Origin of the sequence: Chryseobacterium camelliae, assembly GCF_002770595.1 — a bacterium.
GTDB lineage: Bacteria > Bacteroidota > Bacteroidia > Flavobacteriales > Weeksellaceae > Chryseobacterium > Chryseobacterium camelliae.
The window spans coordinates 2,849,274-2,870,200 of the sequence record NZ_CP022986.1 but is presented as its reverse complement, the minus strand read 5'-3'; the positions used below and the strand labels follow the sequence as shown (position 1 = coordinate 2,870,200).

The 20,927-nt window shown below is 41.0% G+C and carries 23 protein-coding genes; 21 read left to right on the top strand and 2 right to left on the bottom strand.

Translation table 11 applies throughout. The features are described 5' to 3' along the window. Positions 1-20 precede the first annotated feature (20 nt). The 5 genes from CGB83_RS13315 (at position 21) to msrA (ending at position 7,095) form a co-directional block, all read left to right on the top strand. Positions 21-1,226 carry a PepSY-associated TM helix domain-containing protein gene (locus CGB83_RS13315; protein WP_100076232.1) on the top strand — a complete coding sequence of 402 codons (1,206 nt, stop codon included), beginning with the start codon at positions 21-23 and terminating at the stop codon, positions 1,224-1,226. Beyond that, complete coding sequence (locus CGB83_RS13310) at positions 1,223-3,340, top strand: TonB-dependent receptor (protein ID WP_100077592.1); 2,118 nt, start codon at positions 1,223-1,225, stop codon at positions 3,338-3,340. The genes CGB83_RS13315 and CGB83_RS13310 overlap by 4 nt, the downstream gene beginning before the upstream one ends. A gap of 50 nt (positions 3,341-3,390) precedes the next feature. Next, on the top strand, positions 3,391-4,602 hold the full coding sequence (locus tag CGB83_RS13305) for a PepSY-associated TM helix domain-containing protein (RefSeq protein ID WP_100076231.1): 1,212 nt from the start codon (positions 3,391-3,393) through the stop codon (positions 4,600-4,602). A gap of 83 nt (positions 4,603-4,685) precedes the next feature. Next, a complete protein-coding gene (locus CGB83_RS13300) occupies positions 4,686-5,657 on the top strand; it encodes an ROK family protein (protein ID WP_100076230.1) in 972 nt (323 codons plus the stop codon). A gap of 886 nt (positions 5,658-6,543) precedes the next feature. Continuing rightward, the gene (gene msrA / locus CGB83_RS13295; protein WP_100076229.1) at positions 6,544-7,095 is read left to right on the top strand and encodes a peptide-methionine (S)-S-oxide reductase MsrA; all 552 of its coding nucleotides are present in this window, start codon (positions 6,544-6,546) and stop codon (positions 7,093-7,095) included. Positions 7,096-7,141: 46 nt separating this feature from the next. On the opposite strand, the gene CGB83_RS13290 is transcribed toward msrA, so the two are convergent. Both CGB83_RS13290 and CGB83_RS13285 read right to left on the bottom strand, forming a co-directional pair. Continuing rightward, positions 7,142-9,133, bottom strand: a complete 1,992-nt coding sequence (locus tag CGB83_RS13290) for a BCCT family transporter (protein ID WP_100076228.1) — start codon at positions 9,131-9,133, stop codon at positions 7,142-7,144. 385 nt (positions 9,134-9,518) lie between these two features. Continuing rightward, entirely contained in the window at positions 9,519-10,319 is an 801-nt protein-coding gene (locus CGB83_RS13285; protein ID WP_100076227.1) for a hypothetical protein, read from the bottom strand. Between the two features lie 405 nt (positions 10,320-10,724). Here CGB83_RS13285 and CGB83_RS13280 point away from each other — a divergent pair, with 405 nt between their 5' ends. From CGB83_RS13280 to CGB83_RS13210, 16 genes are all read left to right on the top strand, one after another. Next, positions 10,725-10,919 carry a hypothetical protein gene (locus CGB83_RS13280; RefSeq protein WP_157761421.1) on the top strand — a complete coding sequence of 65 codons (195 nt, stop codon included), beginning with the start codon at positions 10,725-10,727 and terminating at the stop codon, positions 10,917-10,919. A gap of 65 nt (positions 10,920-10,984) precedes the next feature. Continuing rightward, a complete protein-coding gene (locus CGB83_RS13275) occupies positions 10,985-12,643 on the top strand; it encodes an ATP-binding protein (protein WP_100076225.1) in 1,659 nt (552 codons plus the stop codon). Between the two features lie 11 nt (positions 12,644-12,654). Beyond that, on the top strand, positions 12,655-13,317 hold the full coding sequence (locus CGB83_RS13270; protein ID WP_100076224.1) for a response regulator: 663 nt from the start codon (positions 12,655-12,657) through the stop codon (positions 13,315-13,317). Positions 13,318-13,417: 100 nt separating this feature from the next. Further along, positions 13,418-13,585 carry a hypothetical protein gene (locus CGB83_RS20325; RefSeq protein ID WP_172954704.1) on the top strand — a complete coding sequence of 56 codons (168 nt, stop codon included), beginning with the start codon at positions 13,418-13,420 and terminating at the stop codon, positions 13,583-13,585. A 160-nt stretch (positions 13,586-13,745) separates the two neighbouring features. After that, a complete protein-coding gene (locus CGB83_RS13265; protein WP_100076223.1) occupies positions 13,746-14,411 on the top strand; it encodes a response regulator in 666 nt (221 codons plus the stop codon). Positions 14,412-14,530: 119 nt separating this feature from the next. Next, a complete protein-coding gene (locus CGB83_RS13260; protein WP_172954703.1) occupies positions 14,531-14,794 on the top strand; it encodes a hypothetical protein in 264 nt (87 codons plus the stop codon). Beyond that, the gene (gene yidD, locus CGB83_RS13255; RefSeq protein ID WP_335621862.1) at positions 14,763-15,047 is read left to right on the top strand and encodes a membrane protein insertion efficiency factor YidD; all 285 of its coding nucleotides are present in this window, start codon (positions 14,763-14,765) and stop codon (positions 15,045-15,047) included. Before CGB83_RS13260 ends, yidD begins: the two co-directional genes overlap by 32 nt. A gap of 5 nt (positions 15,048-15,052) precedes the next feature. After that, a complete protein-coding gene (locus tag CGB83_RS13250; protein WP_100076220.1) occupies positions 15,053-15,391 on the top strand; it encodes a YegP family protein in 339 nt (112 codons plus the stop codon). Between the two features lie 3 nt (positions 15,392-15,394). Continuing rightward, positions 15,395-16,459, top strand: coding sequence for a type I restriction endonuclease (locus tag CGB83_RS13245; protein ID WP_100076219.1), 1,065 nt, complete (start codon positions 15,395-15,397; stop codon positions 16,457-16,459). 11 nt (positions 16,460-16,470) lie between these two features. Continuing rightward, entirely contained in the window at positions 16,471-16,980 is a 510-nt protein-coding gene (locus tag CGB83_RS13240; RefSeq protein WP_100076218.1) for an SH3 domain-containing protein, read from the top strand. A gap of 5 nt (positions 16,981-16,985) precedes the next feature. Then, the gene (locus CGB83_RS13235) at positions 16,986-17,606 is read left to right on the top strand and encodes a PH domain-containing protein (protein ID WP_100076217.1); all 621 of its coding nucleotides are present in this window, start codon (positions 16,986-16,988) and stop codon (positions 17,604-17,606) included. Continuing rightward, positions 17,603-17,833 (top strand): TM2 domain-containing protein, encoded by a 231-nt coding sequence (locus CGB83_RS13230; RefSeq protein ID WP_100076216.1) that lies wholly within the window; start codon positions 17,603-17,605, stop codon positions 17,831-17,833. The genes CGB83_RS13235 and CGB83_RS13230 overlap by 4 nt, the downstream gene beginning before the upstream one ends. Then, the gene (locus CGB83_RS13225) at positions 17,830-18,228 is read left to right on the top strand and encodes a DUF6804 family protein (RefSeq protein ID WP_100076215.1); all 399 of its coding nucleotides are present in this window, start codon (positions 17,830-17,832) and stop codon (positions 18,226-18,228) included. The genes CGB83_RS13230 and CGB83_RS13225 overlap by 4 nt, the downstream gene beginning before the upstream one ends. 4 nt (positions 18,229-18,232) lie before the next feature. Further along, a complete protein-coding gene (locus CGB83_RS13220; RefSeq protein ID WP_100076214.1) occupies positions 18,233-18,640 on the top strand; it encodes a hypothetical protein in 408 nt (135 codons plus the stop codon). A 5-nt stretch (positions 18,641-18,645) separates the two neighbouring features. Beyond that, a complete protein-coding gene (locus CGB83_RS13215) occupies positions 18,646-19,986 on the top strand; it encodes a coiled-coil domain-containing protein (protein WP_100076213.1) in 1,341 nt (446 codons plus the stop codon). 10 nt (positions 19,987-19,996) lie between these two features. Further along, positions 19,997-20,890, top strand: a complete 894-nt coding sequence (locus CGB83_RS13210; RefSeq protein WP_100076212.1) for a hypothetical protein — start codon at positions 19,997-19,999, stop codon at positions 20,888-20,890. Positions 20,891-20,927: the final 37 nt, after the last annotated feature.

Genomic DNA, 20,927 nt, shown 5'->3' with positions numbered 1-20,927 from the left:
CTGAAGGCTGGCTTTTTTTCATGAGAAAGAAACATCTTCATAAAAAGAAACCTTCATGGGGCAAACAATGGTCTGCAAAGCTGCATCTGTGGCTCGGCCTTTCTGTGGGGATTATTGTTTTCATCGTTTCGCTTACAGGAACCCTGTATGTTTTTAAAGATGAAATTCAGGACATCCTGAGAAAAGACGCCATGTATGTGAAAGCGGAAAGCATTACTCCGGTTCCCTTGTCCATTGATGTTCTGAAGGAAAAAGTTTCATCGGAAGTCCGTGAAATAGTTCCCATCAGTTCCGTAGAGATGTACCTGGATAAAAACCGCTCCTACGAGTTCCTGTATTATGAAAGAAATAAAAAAGCATGGAACTATTTTGATGAGGTGAAGGTCAATAAGCTGGTGTATGTCAATCAGTACACCGGAGAGATCCTGGGGGTGTACAATGAAAAATATGACCTCTTCCCTATCCTGAAAGCCATCCACTGGAGTTTGCTGCTTCCCGCAGACTGGGGTAAATATGTCGTGGGCATTCCGACTGTGCTCTTCATCATGATGCTGATCACCGGCATTGTATTATGGTGGCCGAAGAATAAAAATGCCCGGAAGTCACGCCTCAGGTTCAGCTGGAAAAATGTAAAAGGCTGGAAACGGAAAAACTATGACCTCCACAATGTTTTAGGCTTTTATGCCTCATTTATTGCTCTTTTGATCAGCCTGACAGGAATCTACTTTTCCTATCCGTGGGTAAAAAATGCCTTTAACTATTCCCTGTCCGGAACGGCAGAGCTTCCGAAAGACAAAGAAATCACATCCCCAGACTCCCTTACATCAAAAAAAGGACACCTTTTTGACCTTGCTGCACAGCAGGCTCAACAATTATACGGGACATCCTCAAGTTTCAGGATCCCTCTTAACGGCAAAAATAAAAAAGGAAAGGAACTGAAAAACATCCCGGTAACCGTTTATGGTGAAGACGGCAGGTATGCCATCAGGCACCAGCTGATTTTCGACCGGTATTCAGGCAAAATATTATCCAATAAACCACATCATACCTTAACCAATGCGGAACAGTACGCCCATGCGAACTATGATATCCACACAGGATCATATTTCGGGCTTTTGGGTAAAATCCTCTGGTTCGCCACGGGACTGATCTGCACTTCACTGCCTGTTACCGGATTTCTGGTATGGCAGGGCAAACAAAAAAAGCAAAGAAAAAAGAATCAATGAAAAGAACATTTACAGGAATATCTTTCCTGGCAGCGGCTATGGCTTTTGCCCAGTCGGAAGACAGCTTAAAAATAAACAATGTGGATGAGGTGGTCATGACGGCCTCCCGGAAGAAAGAAAGCATCAAGGAAGTTCCAAGCTCAGTAACGGTAGTGAGTGAAAAGCAGGTTCAGTCACAGCTGACCATTAATTCAGATATCAGCAATATCCTCCAGTATACGGTGCCCAGTCTTGCAACAAGCTCAGGAACAACCACCAACAGCGGCCAGACGCTGAGAGGACGTCAGGTATTGGTCCTTATTGACGGGATCCCACAGTCTACCCCTTTAAGAAATGGTGCAAGGGACATCCGTTCCATTGACCCTTCGGTAATCGAAAGGATTGAGGTGATCAAAGGCGCATCATCCATTTACGGGAACGGTGCAGATGGAGGAATTATCAACTATATTACCAGAAGGAGCAGGACCGGCCAGAAAATTTCAGGAATTTCTCAGATCGGCATCACCGGTCAGCCCTATGGCGGGACCTTGGGATTCAGAGCGACACAGCTTTTATCAGGTAAGCTATCCGATAAGTTTGATTATGTAGCATCCCTGACCTATGAACGGACGGGCTATATGAAAGATGCAGACGGCGTTTATCTCAGCCCCACCTACAGTACGGCAAAAATGGATAATTACAATGGTATGCTGAAGCTGGGATACAATATCAATCAGAATCAGAGGATTGAAGCTTCCTACATCGGATATGCCTCAAAATCTGACCTTGATCTCGGCCTGAAGACAGGAAAATATGGCATTACGCCCACCATTGCAGAAGGAACGGGGAAAAACCTGGGCCTTACACCCCAGGGAACCCCCAGGAACCACAACTATAAATTAAGCTACGACAATAAAAACCTGTTCCGGAATACAGCCCTGAATGTCAACCTGTATTACCAGGATTTCAGGACGGTATATGGATACAGCGATACATTCTTGAACGGCGGACAATCCAATGTTATATCAAAAAAGTCCGGGCTGAGGGCTAACCTGGATACCCAGCTCTGGAATACGGCAAACTCCCAGGGAGAAGTGATATACGGTCTTGATGTCCTGAATGACAAAACAGTCCAGAAACTGGAGGACGGCCGCTACTGGACCCCGGATATGGACATGACCAATGTAGCTCCCTTCGTGATGGTAAAAGTGGATCTGCTTAAAAAGCTGACGCTGAAAGGAGGCTTACGGTATGAAAACATCAAGGTAAAAGTCGGTGATTTCAATACGCTGTCCACCATTAAAAATGACGGAACATTTACCAAAAGCATTTTCGTACAGGGAGGAGACCTGGAATACAATGCCCTGGTAGGAAATATAGGGCTCAGGTACAACATCCAGCCTTACCTCAATCTTTTCGGCAGCTTTTCTCAATCCTATTCCATCAATGAACTGGGAAGAATTCTGAGGACCTCTACTTCAGAAACCATTGCCAATCTGGAGACCAAGCCGATTATTGTCAACAACTATGAATTCGGAGCAACAGGACAGATTGCGAAATGGCTGAACTATGAAATGACTTCTTATGTGAGCACCTCAAAGCTGGGGGCATCTTTCGTACAAAGCCCGGACCGGTCACTGACAATCCAGCGGGCCCCGGAAATCGTATACGGTGTGGAAGGCTACCTGAACTTCACGCCGTTAAAATGGCTGAATTTCGGAGGAAGCTACAGCTGGATGGAAGGGATCACCTCCCTGAAAGATGACGGTGATTATTCAGCCAAGATCAACAACAGCAGGATTTCAGCACCGAAAGTACTGGCATATATACAAGTAAAGCCGGTTCAGGCTCTTTCTATTGGCCTGGATATGCTGCATGGCTTCAGGCAAAACCGCTTTGATCCGAATCCTAAAACCGGACTATATTCATATGGGGAAGGTACTGTTCCTGATTATACCGTATTCAATTTCAGGTCTTCGTATGATCTTAATTCCAAATGGAAACTATCGCTTGGAATCGAAAATGTCTTCAATAAAGTATATCAGCCGGCTATTGCCTGGTGGGCAGCCCGCGACAGTGATTTCGTGAATGCCTTGGGGATGAGGGGAACTTTTATGGTTGAATATAGATTTTAATTAATCTAAATAAAAACATTAAACTTATCTTTGTAAAACTTTTCAGAGACATGAGGAAAAAACATCATCATAAAAAAAAGCCGGGTGTATTTAAGAAATGGACAGGGAAACTGCATTTATGGCTGGGGCTGGCCGTAGGCTTCCTGATTTTTATTATTTCCATTACGGGAGCGCTGTATGTTTTCAAAGATGAAGTAGAAAACTTAACCCGGAAAGATGTCATCTATCATCAGGAACAAAGCATCGACCGCAAAGAAGTGCTTCCGATCCGAGTGCTCGAAAAAGCTGTTGCGGAGCAGGTAAAAGAGAAATATCCGGTCCATTGGGTCAATATCCCGGTTGATAAGACACTTTCTTACCAGTTCTACTGGTACGAGCATAACCCGGAAGGCTGGAATTATTTTGATGAATTCCCGATTTATAAAGTGGCGTATGTAAATCCGTACACCGGAAAAGTCCTGAGGACCTATGACGAAAAGAACGGCTTTTTCCAGATCGTAAAGATGATCCACTGGAGTTACCTCCTCAAACAGTCGTGGGGAACCTACCTGGTAGGAATCCCGGTCATTATTTTTGTGATTATGCTGATTTCCGGGATTATTTTATGGTGGCCCAAAAACAAGGCTGCCAGGAAACAGCGCCTTTCCTTTAAATGGAAGAATGTAAAAAACTGGAAACGGAAAAATTATGACCTCCATAATATCCTGGGTTTTTATTCGTCTATCTTCGCCCTGATTTTCGCCATTACCGGTTTATTCTACGCGTTTTTCTTCGTACAGGCAGCAATCTACTTCACCTTCTCAGGAGGAGAGACAAAATATCCTGATTTTTCATCCATCACTACAAAAGCTCCGGTTGAAATGAGGACAGCAGGAACACTGGACAAGATCAGCAATACAGTAAAGGCAAAATATCCGGATGCATACGGGTTTTCTATTGATCTGGGCCATGAACATATGGATGACCATGCCCACCCGAATTTTGAAGTCTACGTAAAGCACCTTTCCTACTCTTATCATAAAAGCAGCAGCCTGATCTTCGATGAAAACTCCGGTGAACTGCTGCATACCCATGACCCTAAGGATAAAAACCTGGGTGAAAAAGCTGTCGCAGCCAACTATGACATCCACGTAGGGGCTATCCTGGGACTTCCGACCAAAATCATTGCCTTTGTGGTAAGCCTGATCTGTGCTTCCCTGCCGGTAACGGGATTTATGATCTGGTGGGGCCGCAGAAAAAAGAAGACGGTAAAATCAGCCTAATTATTTAAATAAATATTTCGTTAATAATCTATTAATACAATCTTTTTTATAATTTAGACCTTTAGAATTTTTTACAAAAGAAAATGTCATTAATAGATTTATCAAAAAACGTTGCCTTAGGAATTGATATTGGCGGCACCAACACCAAATTCGGTGTGGTAAACCACAGAGGAGAGGTTCTTGAAAAAGGCAGCCTCCGTACGGATGCTTATCCTACTGTTGAAGGATTCATTGACGCGTTATATGAACAGGTATTCCCTTCCATAGAGCGTTACGGAAAAGAAAGAAACTTTGACGGAATAGGCGTAGGTGCTCCTAACGGGAACTACTATAAAGGGACTATTGAGCTGGCTCCTAACCTGCCCTGGAAAGGCGTTGTTCCTTTCGCGGAGCTGATGCGGAATAAATTCAATCTTCCGTGTACCGTAACCAATGATGCCAATGCGGCTGCTTTGGGAGAGATGCTCTTCGGGGCAGCACGCGGAATGAAGGATTTCATTATGATTACCCTGGGAACAGGGGTAGGAAGCGGTATTGTAGCCAGCGGAAGCCTGATCTACGGCCATGACGGATTTGCCGGTGAACTTGGTCATACCATTGTAAAACCGGGCGGAAGAAAGCACTGGAGCACAGGTTCCGAAGGAAGCCTTGAAGCTTACGCCTCAGCAACCGGAATTTCGATTACCGCGAAAAAAATGAGGGCCGAATTTGCAGAATCCATGCTGAACCAATACCCTGAAGAGGAAATCAATTCCAAAACCGTTCACGAATGTGCCCTGAAAGGAGATCCTATTGCCATTGAGGTATTCCGGTATACCGGACAGAAACTGGGTGAAGCCTTGGCGAATTTTGTGATGTTTTCTTCTCCGGAAGCAATCCTGCTATTCGGCGGGGTGATCAAAGCCGGTGAATTTATCCTGAAACCTGCCAAGTTGCATATGGAAAGAAACCTCCTCCCGATTTTCAGGAACAAAGTGAAACTGGTTTTCAGCGAGCTGGATGAAGCCGATGCGGCGATCCTCGGTGCCAGTGCCTTAGTCTGGGAGAAAAAATAGACCAATCATCTATACCATTGATATAAAGCATCCTTTTCGGATGCTTTTTTATTTGATTTGTAGAGAACGTCAAATTCAGTGGTTCAATCGGTACTGATCCCTCAACCTTGTCAGGGTTTTAAACCCTGACAAGGTTCAGTCGTCAAACAACTTTAGTAAAGCAAGCAATATTAGACAGCATCAGATAAAAATCTTTGATTTCATCAACTTAAATGCTCTTCTGTTTTCAGAGCTTTTTCCTTCATCATTCTTATGTGTCAAAACTTTTGTGACTGTCGTGGTTTATCCTTATCCATCTCAATCGTTTCTACGGTTGGGACATCTCAGAAATGCATAATGATTCTCTCGCAGATCGGCAGATGAAGCAGATTTTTTCATGCATTTTAAAAACCGCAGGTTTTTAGAACTTATGTGCTCTTCTGTTTTCAAAGATTTTCCTTCATTATTCTTTTGTGTCAAAACTTTTGTGACTGTTGTGGTTTTATCCTTATCCATCTCAATCGTTTCTACAGTCGGGACATCTCAGAAATGCATAATGATCCTCTCGCAGATCGGCAGATGAAGCAGATTTTTCATGCATTTTAAAAACCGCAGGTTTTTAGAACTTATGTGCTCTTCTGTTTTCAAAGATTTTCCTTCATTATTCTTATGTGTCAAAAAATCTCTGTGACTATAGTGGTTGCCATATCATGACTAGCACACGCATCTTCCTGCAATCAGGATTTGGTACAGATCGTGGTTTCATGATTGGCAAAAACAATCAATGTGATTTATTTTTGAATGCCTGTCCGCTATACAGACTGCAAAAGTTTTCCTATTTTTGATTGTTTTTTCTCTGACCCATTTCTTCAGGAGAAAAGAATTTTAATACAATAATCAATTGACAATGGATAACAATAATTTAGAACAGATTACCTTTGGGGGAGGCTGTTTCTGGTGTGTGGAAAGCTGTTTTAATATGCTGAAAGGAGTGGTTTCCGCCGTATCGGGATATTCCGGAGGCCATACCGATAACCCTACCTATAAGGAAGTATGCACCGGCGAGACCGGACATGCAGAAGTGGTGCAGATCACATATGATCCATCCATCATTTCTTATGAGCAGCTGATGGATGTGTTCTTCTTCCTTCATGACCCTACCCAGCTGAACCGCCAGGGGAATGATGTAGGAACCCAATACCGTTCTGTCATCTACTATAAAGACGATGCTGAAAAGGCCAAAGCGGAGGCTGCGATCAAAGCTTCTCAGGAATCCGGAAGATGGCAGGGGACGTATGTGACGGAAGTAACGAAATTCGATACGTTCTGGCCGGCTGAGCAATACCATCAGGGCTATTACCACGAAAATCCTGACCAGCCGTACTGCAGCGCTGTAGTGGGACCTAAAATACAGAAATTCAGGAAGCATTTCGGGGAACTGGGAATGCTGAATGCATAACCAAAAAAAAGCGAAGGAACAGGTTTCTTCGCTTTTTTTATTACCGTTATTTCTTTCCGGTGTTGATGCTGATAAACATTTCATTGTCTTCATCGGAAATAATCTCCAGGAATCTTTCATAATGCTTCAGGACGTCTGAAATAAGTTCATCTTTGGTAAAATACTGAATATCGTATCCTTCACGGGCATCCCCGAAATAGGCCCTGGGATAATAGGTTTTACTTTCATCAACATCTGGAAGGTTATCATCCTTGATCATAGATTCGGATATGGTTTTTGAATGGCTCTTCACTCCGTACACAAAATTGTTGACGACATCATGGCGGATCTCGATCTCAACAGCTGCCGGATCAGTCCAGGTATTGATCTTGGCTTCGATCCCGTTGCCCATAAATTCATCTTTGAGCTCTGTGAATGCCGTTTTTACCGTATCCTGTATGAAATCATCCACGGAGGGCCGGTCCTTAAAAGAAACAATCTGCTTCAGCCTCTGTTTCCAGATCACTCCTGTCCAGGGGATCGCGGAAGCGGAAAAATCTTTTTCATAATAATTCCGGTCGACGACGAGGGCTTTCATCAGGCTGACAATAAAAACAATCATAATGAGGGCAAAAGGCAGTGCAGTGATGAGCGTCATGGTCTGCAGGGCTTTCAGGCCGCCGGCATTCAGCAGGAGGAGTGCCAGTGCCGCTAACAGAATGCCCCAGAATACGATCTGCCATTTCGGGGATTTAGGCGCATTTTCCGTAGCAATGCTGTTCATTACGAAAATTCCTGAATCTGCGGAAGTCACAAAGAATATGATGATGATGGCAATCACAACAAAGCTGACCAGCGTTGTGAGCGGCAAGTAATCCAGGAACCGGAACATCAGCATATCCGGATTGGAAGCAAGCTTGCTGAGTGCTCCCTGGGCTGTGGTAAGATCAAACCAGATGGCACTGTTCCCGAAAACCGACATCCATATAAAATTAAATACCGTTGGCAATACCAGGACAGCCATAATAAACTCGCGGATGGTCCTTCCTTTTGAGATCCTGGCAATAAACAGCCCTACGTAAGGCGACCAGGAGATCCACCATGCCCAGTACAAAATCGTCCAGTCATAAAACCAGGGTAAAGTATCCTTTTCATAGATATGCGTATTGAATGTAAGGCTGAAAAAACTGTTGATATAGTTGCCCAGGCCTTCGGTAAAGCTTGCAATGACATACACTGTGGGACCTAAAAATAAAACGAAAAGCAGAAGGCATATCACACTGATGATATTGACGTTGCTCAGGATTTTAATGCCTTTATCTACTCCGCTTACCGCCGAGAGTACTGAAAGCGAAACCAGGACTGCCACAATAATGACCTGATAGGTAAAGCTGTTTTCGGGGATCACGTGCAGGATCTGCAAACCGGAATTGATCTGAACCACGCCGAAACCCAGTGTAGTGGTAATCCCGAAAAATGTACTGCATAAGGCAAAGACATCGATGGCATTGCCCCAGTTCCCGTTGATCTTATTTTTCAGCAGTGGATAGAAGCAGCTGCGAAGTGACAGCGGAAGCCGGTAACGGTAGGTAAAATATGCCAGGGAAAGCCCTACTACCGCATAGATGGCCCACGCATGGATACCCCAATGGAAAAAGGTATACAACTGAGCATTCTTGGCACGATTGATATAATGCCCTGAGGCAAAAACTTCGGACGAATAGTGCTGCATGGGCTCCGCAACCCCGAAATACATCAGCCCAATCCCCATCCCTGCAGCAAACAGCATAGACATCCAAGAAAAGAACGAGTATTCCGGTTTGCTGTCATTCCTGCCCAGTTTTATCTTCCCGTAATCACTGAAGGTGAGATAGACCAGGAAAATAACAAATATCGTCACGGACCAGATATAGACCCAGTTCAGGTTGACAAATATGAAATTTTTAACGCTGTTGAGCAGCTGTTCAGTTACCTGAGGAAAAAAAATGGATATGAATGAAATACCCAGAATGAAAATAAGGCTCGGAAAGATGATGCCCTTTTTTAATGTTGTTACCATAGTGTCACGTCATTTCTATTGTGTGCGGATGTTGTTCCCGGAAAATAATGTTTGATACAGTAATTTTCTTCAGGAAAAATAGACCTACCTAAGATAGTAAAAAAAACAGGCAAATCCTATTCCAGGACCTGATATCATGAAACATTCATGCGCAGTATGCAAACGTAAATCAGAGCACAAATGTGCTCCGATTTTCAAATATTTCCCGTTCAAAGGAGACTAAATTCAAAGGGATGGCGTACCAGGCGTCGTCTCCTTATAGGCCCCAGCAGAGCGCTGATACCTACCAGAAATAAAAATATTCCTCTATTCATCGTATAAAAACACGAAATAAAGGAATATGATGTCAACTGTTTTACGGCAGTTTTAAATGCTTGTGAAGGGATTACCGGTCTGCATAGGATTCTTGCCCGGCATGGTGAAACAATATTCCTTCGGTCACATCTTTAAGGGCTTTCCCGTTTTCCGGATGTATCCCTGGGCTGGTAAAGAATTCAACCTGATTATTGCTTTTATCATACCATACTTTATGCATGGAATTATCTACAGTCATGGTATCTCTGCGGGTTATCTTTCTCTGCTTTAAAAACCGGTCATCATCCATGGCAATCACATGTTTATCAGGTCCCACATAAGCGCTGTCAGTAGCAATAAACCTTTCGCCGTTCCAATACATGTACGGTTTTTCGATGGCAGAATCTTCCCCTATTTCTAAAATTGGTTTCTTGCCTTTAGAGAATACCACACCACCAGTTACTAAGAGTAACACAAAAGTCATTTCCATTAAACCCAATCCGTTTTTCCTTATAAAATCTGGTAAAAGAATAGTTGGTGATACTGTAATGATAATTTGTTGAATTCTTTCGGATATCTCTTTGAAACTTAAAGAGAAAGTTTCTGAATTATCATCTTCCAATTTAACTCTGTCGCAAAAATCTTCAAAGTTATGATATCCAATATATTTACTTAAATAATCTAACGCTACATCATCAATATTATAGTCTGTATTTTCCTGGACTAGGGTTTTATAATATCTCACATATGATCTTTCATCTCTTTCAAAACCATACCGTTCTTCAAAAAGTGAACTTAAATATGATGAAATAGAACTTTTGTTTCCACGAGGAATCTCATTTCTTGCTGTTTCAAATACAGTTTTTACTAAAAATTTTTTCTTCTCATACATAAAATTTCAGGTATTAATTATTTGCTGTCCAAATTAGACAAATTTCTGACAAATAAATTGCGGTTTACCGTAAAAATCAAACATTTACAAGCTGTCCATCTGTCTAACGCCTGTCCGTAGATTCGGTCATTTATCGCGGATATTTGTAAAAGAAATCAGTGAGAAACAAAACATTAAACAACAACAACTTTTCAAACTGATTTCAAACTCACCAGATAAAACGGAAGAAAATATCCGGGTTGGGAAGCAGATGTTTCTCTTCCGTTTTAGAAGGTTCACTTCCCAAAAAATTTAAGAAGCGCTTCGAAATTTTTACCGTGTACCACTGCCTGCGATCGGTTTCGCAGGGAAGTACACGAATGCTTTAACAATTAAATTTTTTGAAAAATGATCCAATTTATTTTAATGCTATTCGGTTTAGCATTCGGAAACCATAATGCCAATACATCATGCAATAATAACAGCGATACCACAACCATTCAGACAGCTGATAATCCCGGGACAGGGCTAACGCCGGACACTGGAACAGGAGATAATGGTGAGGGAAGTGGTCCAATTGGAGGAAACACAGGACAATTACCTCCACCACCAAGACCATAATGAGTATAAAAGGGCAAACTACTTAAAGTTTGTCCTTTTTTATTAATTTGCACGAAAAACTAACCATGCGAAAATTATTATTTTTTACCACTCTTGTTTTTTTATTTTCATGCAAAAACGAAAATAAATCTAAAAATGTTAGCGATAATAATATCAATTATAAAAAAGCTAAAGTATTTAGGGATGCTAAAATATCTGATTCGGCTTTTTACTATTACAACATAGCTAAAAATGAATATTTAAAAAACAATGATTCACTAGGTGTTGCCAAATCATTAGTTAATATGGCTATGATTCAGACCCGCAAAGAAGATTTTTTTGGAGGAATTGAATCCTCTTTAGAAGCAAACCATTATCTTAAAAAAGACAATGACAGTACAGTAAGAAGTACATTAGCTATAAATTATAATAATATTGCGATAGATTTCAATTATCTCAAGAATTATAAAAATGCATTTAAATATTTTAATCAAGCATTAAAATTCACAGATAATCACGACGCAAAATATTTATTTTATAATAATATTGGAGATGTTCTAATAAATGAAGGTGAACTTGAATTAGCAAAAAATTATTTACGGAAAGCAATTCTTTCGACAGATCAAAGTTACTATGCAATGGCTTTAAACAACCTAACTAAAGCTGAATATCTAAGTAATCCATCTTATGATCCGGTACCGAATTTATTAAAAGCTCTAAACATCAGGCAGAATGAAAATGATAGTTTAGGACAAAGCTCTAGCTATTCCACTATAGCTGATTATTATTATGACAAAAATAAAGCTCTCTCGCTAAAGTATGCTAAGATGATGTTACAGAAGTGCATACAGAATAAAAGTGCAAATGACCAACTTGAGGCATTACAGAAAATAATAAAGTTAGATCCTAAAAATTACCTTAAAAATTTTTCTCAATTCAAAGAATTAGATGACAGTCTACAATTGGAAAGAAATAGAGCTAAAAATCAATTTGCATTTATCCGCTATGATTTAGAGGGAAAAAATGCAGAAAATGAAATATTGAAAACAGCTAAAGTTGAAGGTGAAAACAAACTCCTGCAATTATCAATTATTACTTCTGCTATTGTTTTTGCTTTAATTATTACTAATGTGTGGTATCGCAAGAGGCAAATCCGATTGAAACAAGAAAAAGAACTCGAAGTAAAAAACACCCAGCTGCGGTTATCCAAAAAAGTGCATGATGTCGTCGCCAATGGTATTTACCAGGTGATGACTAAAATTGAAAACCAGGAACATTTTGACCGGGATACCGCTTTGGATGAACTGGAATTCGTATATGAAAAGTCAAGGGATATCTCCTATGACAAAGCGGATGAGGAACAGGAATTCAGCAAGAAAATTTCAGAGCTGATCGCCTCTTTCAATAATGACACAGTAAAAACATTTACCGCAGGAAACAATCCGGCATTGTGGGAAAACATCAGTCCGCCAGTAAAAGACGAAGTCTTCCAGATCATCCGCGAACTGATGGTGAATATGAAAAAGCACAGCCAGGCCAGCCATGTCGCTTTCAGGTTTGAAAAGACGGAGACGTCCGTAGAGATCCAATATAAAGACAACGGCATCGGTATTCCCGGGGATCTTATTTACAAAAACGGGCTTCGTAATGCGGAAAGCCGCATGGCTGCTATCGGTGGAGCCATTATTTTTGACACGGAAATTGAAAAAGGGCTGAAAGTGAATCTTTCTGTTCCGACTTCGTAAACGTTGTAACCATGTTCAAAAAAATTTTAATTGCCGAAGACCAGCAGGTGATGAATCTGGGAATTGCCAATACCATTAAGGAATTGGACATCCCGCACTTTGACTTTGTCACGTATTGTGATACCGCCATCAGCAAAATAAAAAAAGCCGCTGTTGAGAGTATGCCTTATGATCTGCTTATTACAGATTTGTCCTTTCAGAAAGATCATATCCGGCAAAACATACATTCCGGCCAGGAGCTGATCCTTGAGGCAAGAACGGTACAGCCGGATTTAAAGGTGATTGTTTTCTCCATAGAGCACCGGGCTAAAATTATTTATGACCTGTATGAAAGGTATCAGATCAACGGGTATGTAAGCAAAGCACGGAATGACGGAAAAGACCTGAAAAACACCATCAGCAAAGTGTATAATGGGGAAAGAGCCATTCCTCAGGATATTATGAATGCCCTGCGCCATATTTCGTTTGACTTTACCGATTACGACCTGAAACTGCTGGAACTTCTTTCCAAAGGCTGGAAACAGAATGAAATAGGCAGTTATTTTAAAAAGAATAACATTAATCCCCACAGCATCCGGTCCATTGAAAAAAGGCTGAATGACCTCCGTGACAGCCTTAATGCAAAAAACAATATTGAAATGATTGTGATTTGTAAGGATATCGGGCTCATATAAATGGCTTAATTTCATTTATTTCTCACTTTTACGTGAAACCGTAAGGATGGAATGATCAGGCGTTATACTTTTGACCTGTTAACTTTTAAAATCATTTACTATGAAAAGACCATTAGGAACAAAAGCAAAAACAGGTGAAGACTGCCCGGAATCTGGGGTATGGAAAGTTGTTGGAAGCCCATCGACTACTGCTCCTATTTCAAGAGGCAACAGAATGCCCCCTTACAATGGACAGGCTGTGAACTGGGAATTGATCCAATATGCCTAACTTTATCCTGTGCTTGCTTATTGAGCAAGCACAGGTTTTTAACGTACATACCAATCAAAAATCATATAAGATGATTTGGGTATTGTGATAGTCTTTATTGATAAATAAGTAAATGAATGACTTGATTAATACCATCTCTTATCTCTAAAAAAAACTAACCATGTTTAAAAAAATTTTAATAGCAGAAGATCATGAAAGTGCGAATATTTCAGTACAAAGAACACTGGAAGAACTGAACATCAACACAGTAGATTATGCCTATTACTGTGACGATGCCCTGGGGAAAATACAGAAGTCCATCCGTGAAAAAGAACCTTATGACCTGATGATTACCGATCTCGAGTATGAAGAAGACCATCGGGAACAACATATCAAGAACGGCCAAGAACTTATCGAAGAGGTAAGAAAACTTCAGCCTGACCTTAAGGTCATTGTTTTTTCTGCGGAACATAAATCCGGCGTTATAGATTCCCTTTTTACCAAATCGGGCATCAACGGATATGTAAGAAAAGCGAGAAACGATTCAAAAGAGCTCAAAAAGGCCCTTACCGCCGTAGCTCAAAATGAAAATTACCTCTCCCTGGATCTGAAACAGGAAATCAAAAAGCTGAACAGCTACGAATTTTCCGACTATGACATTAATCTGGTGTCCCTGATTTCCCAGGGAGTTTTACAAAAAAACATTCCCGTTTACTTCCAGAAGAACCATATAACGCCCAACAGTTTGAGCAGTATTGAAAAAAGGCTGAATGCCCTTAAAGATGCCCTGCAGGTCAACAGCAATGAGCAACTTGTAGTATTCTGTAAAGACCTTGGCATCATATGAATTCATTTCACTCAACAATAAACCTTTCATTTTCTGAAAGGTTTTTTTGTTTTTACGGAAACCCGTAAGGATGGCTACGTGAATGACTTTACTTTTGAGGTATTAAAAAATTAATAATTATGGAATATAAAGTAATGCCTTTTGTGGCTAGCATTAACATTCATGAGCAAGGTTCGGAAGCTATTGCAAAACAATTAGACCAGCTCATCAAAGATCAGTCTGAACAAGGCTGGAAATATTTGAGACTTGAAAGCGTTTCCACCTACATCCAGCCTGTTGAAGGATGTTTTGGAAATACTGAAAAACAAGGTTATATGACCTCATACCAGATGGCTGTTTTTATAAAATCCGATGATGAAATACTTGTTGATCATCATCATTAAACTGTACTGGAGGATAGTCCCTCCCCACAGAAGAAGAATGTGTTTATTTAAAATGAGCTGCTCCAAATATGTTTATCACGAAACTTTAAGTAGGGGTTTTATCAATGGACTTAAAGCATTCAGATACCGATTCAGCAATTGCAGGGCAGGAGCAAAACTTATTAAAAATCCTATTAACAATCAACTTCAGATCATCCTGCCTAATACACAGATTATTGAAGAACATGAAATTTCAGAACGATTTATAAAATAAAAATAATGGGAAAATTTATTATTATACAGCGAACCAACAAAGAGTATCAGTTTAACCTGAGAGCCGGTAACGGAGAAACCATCTTAACCAGCGAAGGCTATGTACAGAAGGCATCCTGCCTGAAAGGAATTGAATCCGTAAGGGTCAATTCAAACAATGATCCAAGATTTGACCGGCGCATGTCCACCAATAACAAGCCTTATTTTGTGCTGAAAGCAGGAAATGGTGAGATCATTGGCAAAAGCCAGCTGTACAATGACAGTTTTTCAATGGAAAGAGGCATCGCTTCCGTGAAATCCAACGCACCGATGTCCGAAATCATTGATCAAACCCTTAATCCTTAAACCATGGATCTTAAAATTAAACTTGAGCAGCTGCATCAGAAAGTTATGGGGCTGAAAGACCAGATCGGCACCGAAGAAGCCACGAAGAATGCATTTGTTATGCCTTTTATTCAGATTCTGGGCTACGATATCTTCAATCCCACGGAAGTCATTCCGGAACATGTATGTGATATCGGGACCAAGAAAGGAGAAAAAGTGGATTACGTCATCCGCCACAACGACCAGCCGATTTTCATTATTGAATGCAAGCACTGGAAAGAAAGTGCCGATGCCCACAATTCACAACTCCACCGGTATTATCATGTTTCCAAGACGCGTTTTGGCGTGCTGACCAACGGAATCGTCTATAATTTCTATACGGACCTGGAGAAGCCCAATATTATGGATGAAAAGCCCTTTTTCACCATTGACATTGAGGACCTGAAAGACAGTTCGATCAAAATCCTGGAGAAATTCACCAAAAAGGACTACAATCTTGAGGAAATCCTCGATTCGGCAGAAGCCCTGAAATATATCAAAGCCATCCGGAAAGAGTTTGAAAAGGAAATTGAAAGTCCTTCAGACGAACTGGTGAAACTTCTGGTCAGCCGGTTCTTTGAAAAGTCGATCACCGCCAACAGGATGGTTGCGTTTAAAGAATACACCAAAAAAGCATTAAGTACTTCAATTAATGAATCCATCAGTTTCAGGCTGAAATCTGCATTAAGCATTAATGAGCAGATTGAAAAGCAGGAAGAACCGGCAAAGAACAATCCTATAGATCAGAATGACGCTAAGATCGTAACGACTGAAGAAGAAATAGAAGGATTCCAGATTGTTAAGGCCATCCTCAGGGAAAAGATCCCTTCTCCAAGGATCGCATACCGGGATACTCTTTCCTATTTCGGGATCCTGCTGGACGATAATAACCGGAAACCGCTTTGCAGGCTGCATTTCAATACATCCAATAAATACCTGGAAGTCTTCCATAACGGTAAGGAGGCAGGCGAAAAAGTCCTGCTGAACAATCTGGATGAGATCTATCAGTACCGCGAGCAGTTGCATAAAACCCTTGAACTTTACGCTTAAATCTATTAACCATGAAAACTTTTATTTCTATTATCCTGGTATGTCTGGGAACCTTATTTACACATTTCTGGAAACCTGAGCCGGTGGCCGCTACAGAGCATTCCCGGGGTTGCACCGGCGATGCCGGCTGTACAGCCTGTACCAATTGTTCGGGGTGCGGACACTGTGCCAGAAACGGAGGAACATGCGGAGCGTGCAGCAGGCGCCCGTCAGAAAGTGATTCCCGGAGACCCAGACATAACTCTAAAAAGAATACTTCCGGAAAATCCAAATCGTCACGCACTACTATATCACCGAAAATACAGATTGATGCCATTAACATCAATACCAATAACCGGTATATGGCAAGACTTACGGTTATAAATGTATACAAAAGGCCAGATCGTAGTTCAGTTATTATTGGTGGAATATCTAAAAATGAAAAACTGGTTCCCTTGCCTGGAAATCCTCACTGGTATACCGTACTACTTAAAAAAGAAAATAAACTAGGATATGTATATAAAGATCCAAAACAAAAATAACAATCATGAATTTAAGACAATTTTTAAACGAGGAGCAGGACCCTAAAGCGGTCGAAAAGCTTCTGGTGAGAATCAACAGCCTACTCACCTCACAGGAATTTGTAGAATACATTGCCGTTCAGAAAAAGCCTGCTTTAAACATTTCTCCGGACTGTATTGCCCTTACCAACAGGAGAATTATTTTCTGCAGACCCAGGAATTTCGGTTTGTCAATGGATTTCCAGGATTATGGCTGGCAGGATGTTCTTGACTGCCATATTAAAGAGCGAATCATAGGCTCTACTTTTACCATGCGTACCGTCAGGAATTTCAGTAATATGATAGATTACCTGCCCAAAGCACAGGCCAGGAAACTGTATCAGTTTGCTCAGGAAATAGAAGAACGGATGAGAGGAGTCCGAAGAGAAAAAGACCTGGAAACAAGGAGAGCTTCGGCAGGAGGAGTTATCGTAAATAATGCAACGCCCATTATCGCGCAGCCACAGGCATTTACGCCGCAGCCTACGTTGATAGAATCGGAAGATCCTTTTGCTGTTTTGCAAAAGCTGAAAAGCCTGTCAGAGCACGGGATCATTTCTCCCGAGGAATTTGAAACTAAGAAAAACGAAATCCTGTCAAGAGTATGAAATCAAAATTTACTACCGCTATACTTGCCTTGTTTTTAGGCGGGCTGGGAATTCACAGATTCTATTTGGGCCAGAATATACGGGGACTGTTTTATCTTCTTTTTTGCTGGACTTTAATCCCCGCCGTCATCGCATGCTTCGATTTCTTCTGTTTCATATTGATGTCCGAAGATCATTTCAATATGCATTATAATGTGAATACAGGATTTCAAAACCGGCGTTTATGAAAGCTCTGCTTATCTTTTGTGCCACAGCCTGCTTTCTTGCCATTTATAAACTTCCTATAGAATACTATACTTTCCTCAGGACTCTTGTTTCCATTGGTGCATTGATTATCATCTATAACGGCATTATTGCAAGACAGTATTACCTGAGCGTTATTTTTACGGCTGTGCTCATGCTGTTTAATCCTGTTTTTCCTGTGTTCCTGTACAGAAAAAGCTTATGGATTCCGATAGATACCATTACAGGCATACTCTTTTTCTTAATTGCTTTTGCCGACAAAATTAAAGCCGTTGAGAAACAGGAAGATATTACCGAAGAACCTGCACACCCACACTACACCCTTATGACACACGCCAAAGATATCATCATCAACCCTAAAAAACCCAAAGAAGACTGACCGTATGGAACAAACTCCTATTACTGAAAACCTGAAAGCCCACTTTTTAAGACTTTACCAGATGGCCATCTGCGACGACGACTTCAGCACCCTTGAACTTAAAATGCTGTACCAGTGTGCTGAAGAAAGAGGAATCTCCTCCAAGAACCTTGACGACATCCTCATGAATCCTATCAATATCAAATCCCTGCTTCCCAAAACGATTGAAGAAAAGGTGGAATACCTCTATGATCTCACCGTCATGATCTGGGCAGACGGCGTGGTTACGCCCAACGAATACGCGGCTATGGAAAAGTATGTGCTGATGTTCGGGTTCCTGGAAGAAAATGCAAAGCCTATTGTAGATTATCTCATCGAATCTGTACAGACAGGAAAACCCAAAACCGATATTTTATATGAACTTAACAACTAATTGATATGACAACAAATATTAAAAACTTATTTAAGCTGAAATCGCTGCCCGTTATTGCTTCGGAAGAACCGGATGTAGCTGAGGAAAAACCGGCGCAGGATGGAGAATCTTCTGAAGAGAGCAGGAAAAGAACCTACCACGAAGCCGGCTACAGAGACAGTGCAAGAACCTTCGGAAACCACTCTACCCTTTCGATATGCCTGGATGCCGTCTATTCCAAATTTCAGAATGAAGAAAAAGAGATGGAGGAAAAGCAGGGCAAGCTGAAAGAATCTTATGTAAATGAACAGAAAAACCGGGAAACTGAAATCAAAGCCCTCAACGTTTCACAGGATACGAAAGAAGAACAGCTCAGGAAAAAAGAAGAGGAGATAAAAGACGTTCAGAAAACCATTGAAACCCTCAATGAAGAAATCATAGACCTCCCGCGAAATCCTGAGAAGTACAATGTGAAAGCTACCCGGGGAGCTTCGGCTAAATTCTGGATCGGCCTTATTCTTATCATCCCGATCACCCTGTATCTTTTCACATTTTATATTTCTACCTCCTATTCAGCATTTTTCAGGGATTTTGATCCCAATACCACCATTATCCAGAATGTACTCGATGCCAAAGCCCTGAGCAAAGCATGGAATGACGGACTCCTGGAAGGTGCCTTTGTTATACTTATTCCGTTTGTATTTTTAGGGTTGGGCTTTCTGATCCATATGTTCGGTGAAAATAAAAACAGGACCAATTACATCAAACTGGGACTGCTCTTCATTGTGACTTTCGTATTTGACGTGATCCTGGCCTATGAGATTGAATCCAAGCTGTACGACCTGAACAAGACCTTCCAGACTCCGCCTTTTGACCTCAAGATTGCTTTCGGTAAAAACCAGTTCTGGGGAATCATCTTTGCCGGTTTTATTGTCTATATCATCTGGGGTCTGGTCTTTGATTTTGTGATGAAGGAACACCGCGAACGGGATAAGATCAGGAATGAAGTGGAAATCCGGAAGAAAAATATTGCATTCCTGACTGAGAAAATCGGTATCCTAAGAAAAGAACTGGAAGAAATTACAACGGCCATCAGCAATGTTAAAGAGCTGGTGATTAAGACCAGGGGACGTGTTGAAGAGCTTCAGAATATCATTGATGGGGTCATCATTCCGACCAAGGATTATAAGCTGTATGCTTCAGAATATGTACAGGGCTGGATCACCTATATCGGTGAAAAGATTGCCGTTTCCAAAACTGAGAAACAGTCATTGATCGAAAGCTGCATTGAGACCTACAATACCAACCTTGACCTTGTGGGAGCCAATGAGAAAAGCCAGAACTCTGTGTATATTTCCGCTTTATAAATTTAACCTTATGAAAAAAATACTATACTTATTTATTGTTTTATTTTTATTCTCATGTGGTAAAGAAAAAGAGGGTGAAGATGGGAAAGATGATAAAGAAGATTCAATAATTGTAAACCCAAATGACTTAAATGTCAGCATTCTGATTGACCTTTCCGACAGGATAGATCCTGTGACCAATCCTAATCCTACCATGGAATATTATCAGCGTGACCTCGAATATATCAAAGCGATTAACAAAGGGTTTTTAAGCCATATTGAAAAGAAAAAAGTCATCCGCCTCAATGACCAGATGCAGGTATTTTTCAATCCTGAACCTTCCGATCCTAAAATCAATGAGGTGACCAAACAGCTGAAGATCTCATTTGATAAAAACACATCTGAGGATAATATGGATATGATGGCTAAAAACTACTCTACTCTGCCTGTCGGGATTTACGAATCAGCAATTAAGGACGGAAGTTATGTCGGATCGGATATCTGGGAGTTCTTTAAGAATAAAGTGAAAGATTACTGCATCAAAGACGACCACAGGAATATTCTCTTCATCCTGACAGACGGCTATATGTATCATGAAGATTCCAAGTTCTCTGAAACAACAAAAACCTCGTACCTTACATCAAAGCTGATACAATCTCTGAAACTTAATAACTCAGATTTTAAAGAGCAGATTCAGAAAGGCAATCTGGGATTTGTAAAAGCCAATGACAACCTCAAAAACCTGGAAGTGGTTGTGTTAGGCATCAATCCTGAGAAAGGAAACCCTTTTGAAGAAGCCGTTATCAAAGAATTCTGGGAAAACTGGTTCAAGGATATGGGCATTACCCGCTATCAGATCAAATCTGCTGACCTGCCCTCCAATCTGGAACCCATTATTAACAAAGCCATTACCAACAAAAACTAATACCATTCTTTATATCAAACAGGGAGATCCGGTTTCG

What these genes read in the sequence shown, in the direction of transcription:
- CGB83_RS13315 (WP_100076232.1), top strand. Translation starts at nt 21, where the DNA reads ATGAGAAAGAAACATCTTCATAAAAAGAAACCTTCATGGGGCAAACAA.
- CGB83_RS13310 (WP_100077592.1), top strand. Translation starts at nt 1,223, where the DNA reads ATGAAAAGAACATTTACAGGAATATCTTTCCTGGCAGCGGCTATGGCT.
- CGB83_RS13305 (WP_100076231.1), top strand. Translation starts at nt 3,391, where the DNA reads ATGAGGAAAAAACATCATCATAAAAAAAAGCCGGGTGTATTTAAGAAA.
- CGB83_RS13300 (WP_100076230.1), top strand. Translation starts at nt 4,686, where the DNA reads ATGTCATTAATAGATTTATCAAAAAACGTTGCCTTAGGAATTGATATT.
- msrA (WP_100076229.1), top strand. Translation starts at nt 6,544, where the DNA reads ATGGATAACAATAATTTAGAACAGATTACCTTTGGGGGAGGCTGTTTC.
- CGB83_RS13290 (WP_100076228.1), bottom strand. Translation starts at nt 9,133, where the DNA reads ATGGTAACAACATTAAAAAAGGGCATCATCTTTCCGAGCCTTATTTTC.
- CGB83_RS13285 (WP_100076227.1), bottom strand. Translation starts at nt 10,319, where the DNA reads ATGTATGAGAAGAAAAAATTTTTAGTAAAAACTGTATTTGAAACAGCA.
- CGB83_RS13280 (WP_157761421.1), top strand. Translation starts at nt 10,725, where the DNA reads ATGCTATTCGGTTTAGCATTCGGAAACCATAATGCCAATACATCATGC.
- CGB83_RS13275 (WP_100076225.1), top strand. Translation starts at nt 10,985, where the DNA reads ATGCGAAAATTATTATTTTTTACCACTCTTGTTTTTTTATTTTCATGC.
- CGB83_RS13270 (WP_100076224.1), top strand. Translation starts at nt 12,655, where the DNA reads ATGTTCAAAAAAATTTTAATTGCCGAAGACCAGCAGGTGATGAATCTG.
- CGB83_RS20325 (WP_172954704.1), top strand. Translation starts at nt 13,418, where the DNA reads ATGAAAAGACCATTAGGAACAAAAGCAAAAACAGGTGAAGACTGCCCG.
- CGB83_RS13265 (WP_100076223.1), top strand. Translation starts at nt 13,746, where the DNA reads ATGTTTAAAAAAATTTTAATAGCAGAAGATCATGAAAGTGCGAATATT.
- CGB83_RS13260 (WP_172954703.1), top strand. Translation starts at nt 14,531, where the DNA reads ATGGAATATAAAGTAATGCCTTTTGTGGCTAGCATTAACATTCATGAG.
- yidD (WP_335621862.1), top strand. Translation starts at nt 14,763, where the DNA reads ATGATGAAATACTTGTTGATCATCATCATTAAACTGTACTGGAGGATA.
- CGB83_RS13250 (WP_100076220.1), top strand. Translation starts at nt 15,053, where the DNA reads ATGGGAAAATTTATTATTATACAGCGAACCAACAAAGAGTATCAGTTT.
- CGB83_RS13245 (WP_100076219.1), top strand. Translation starts at nt 15,395, where the DNA reads ATGGATCTTAAAATTAAACTTGAGCAGCTGCATCAGAAAGTTATGGGG.
- CGB83_RS13240 (WP_100076218.1), top strand. Translation starts at nt 16,471, where the DNA reads ATGAAAACTTTTATTTCTATTATCCTGGTATGTCTGGGAACCTTATTT.
- CGB83_RS13235 (WP_100076217.1), top strand. Translation starts at nt 16,986, where the DNA reads ATGAATTTAAGACAATTTTTAAACGAGGAGCAGGACCCTAAAGCGGTC.
- CGB83_RS13230 (WP_100076216.1), top strand. Translation starts at nt 17,603, where the DNA reads ATGAAATCAAAATTTACTACCGCTATACTTGCCTTGTTTTTAGGCGGG.
- CGB83_RS13225 (WP_100076215.1), top strand. Translation starts at nt 17,830, where the DNA reads ATGAAAGCTCTGCTTATCTTTTGTGCCACAGCCTGCTTTCTTGCCATT.
- CGB83_RS13220 (WP_100076214.1), top strand. Translation starts at nt 18,233, where the DNA reads ATGGAACAAACTCCTATTACTGAAAACCTGAAAGCCCACTTTTTAAGA.
- CGB83_RS13215 (WP_100076213.1), top strand. Translation starts at nt 18,646, where the DNA reads ATGACAACAAATATTAAAAACTTATTTAAGCTGAAATCGCTGCCCGTT.
- CGB83_RS13210 (WP_100076212.1), top strand. Translation starts at nt 19,997, where the DNA reads ATGAAAAAAATACTATACTTATTTATTGTTTTATTTTTATTCTCATGT.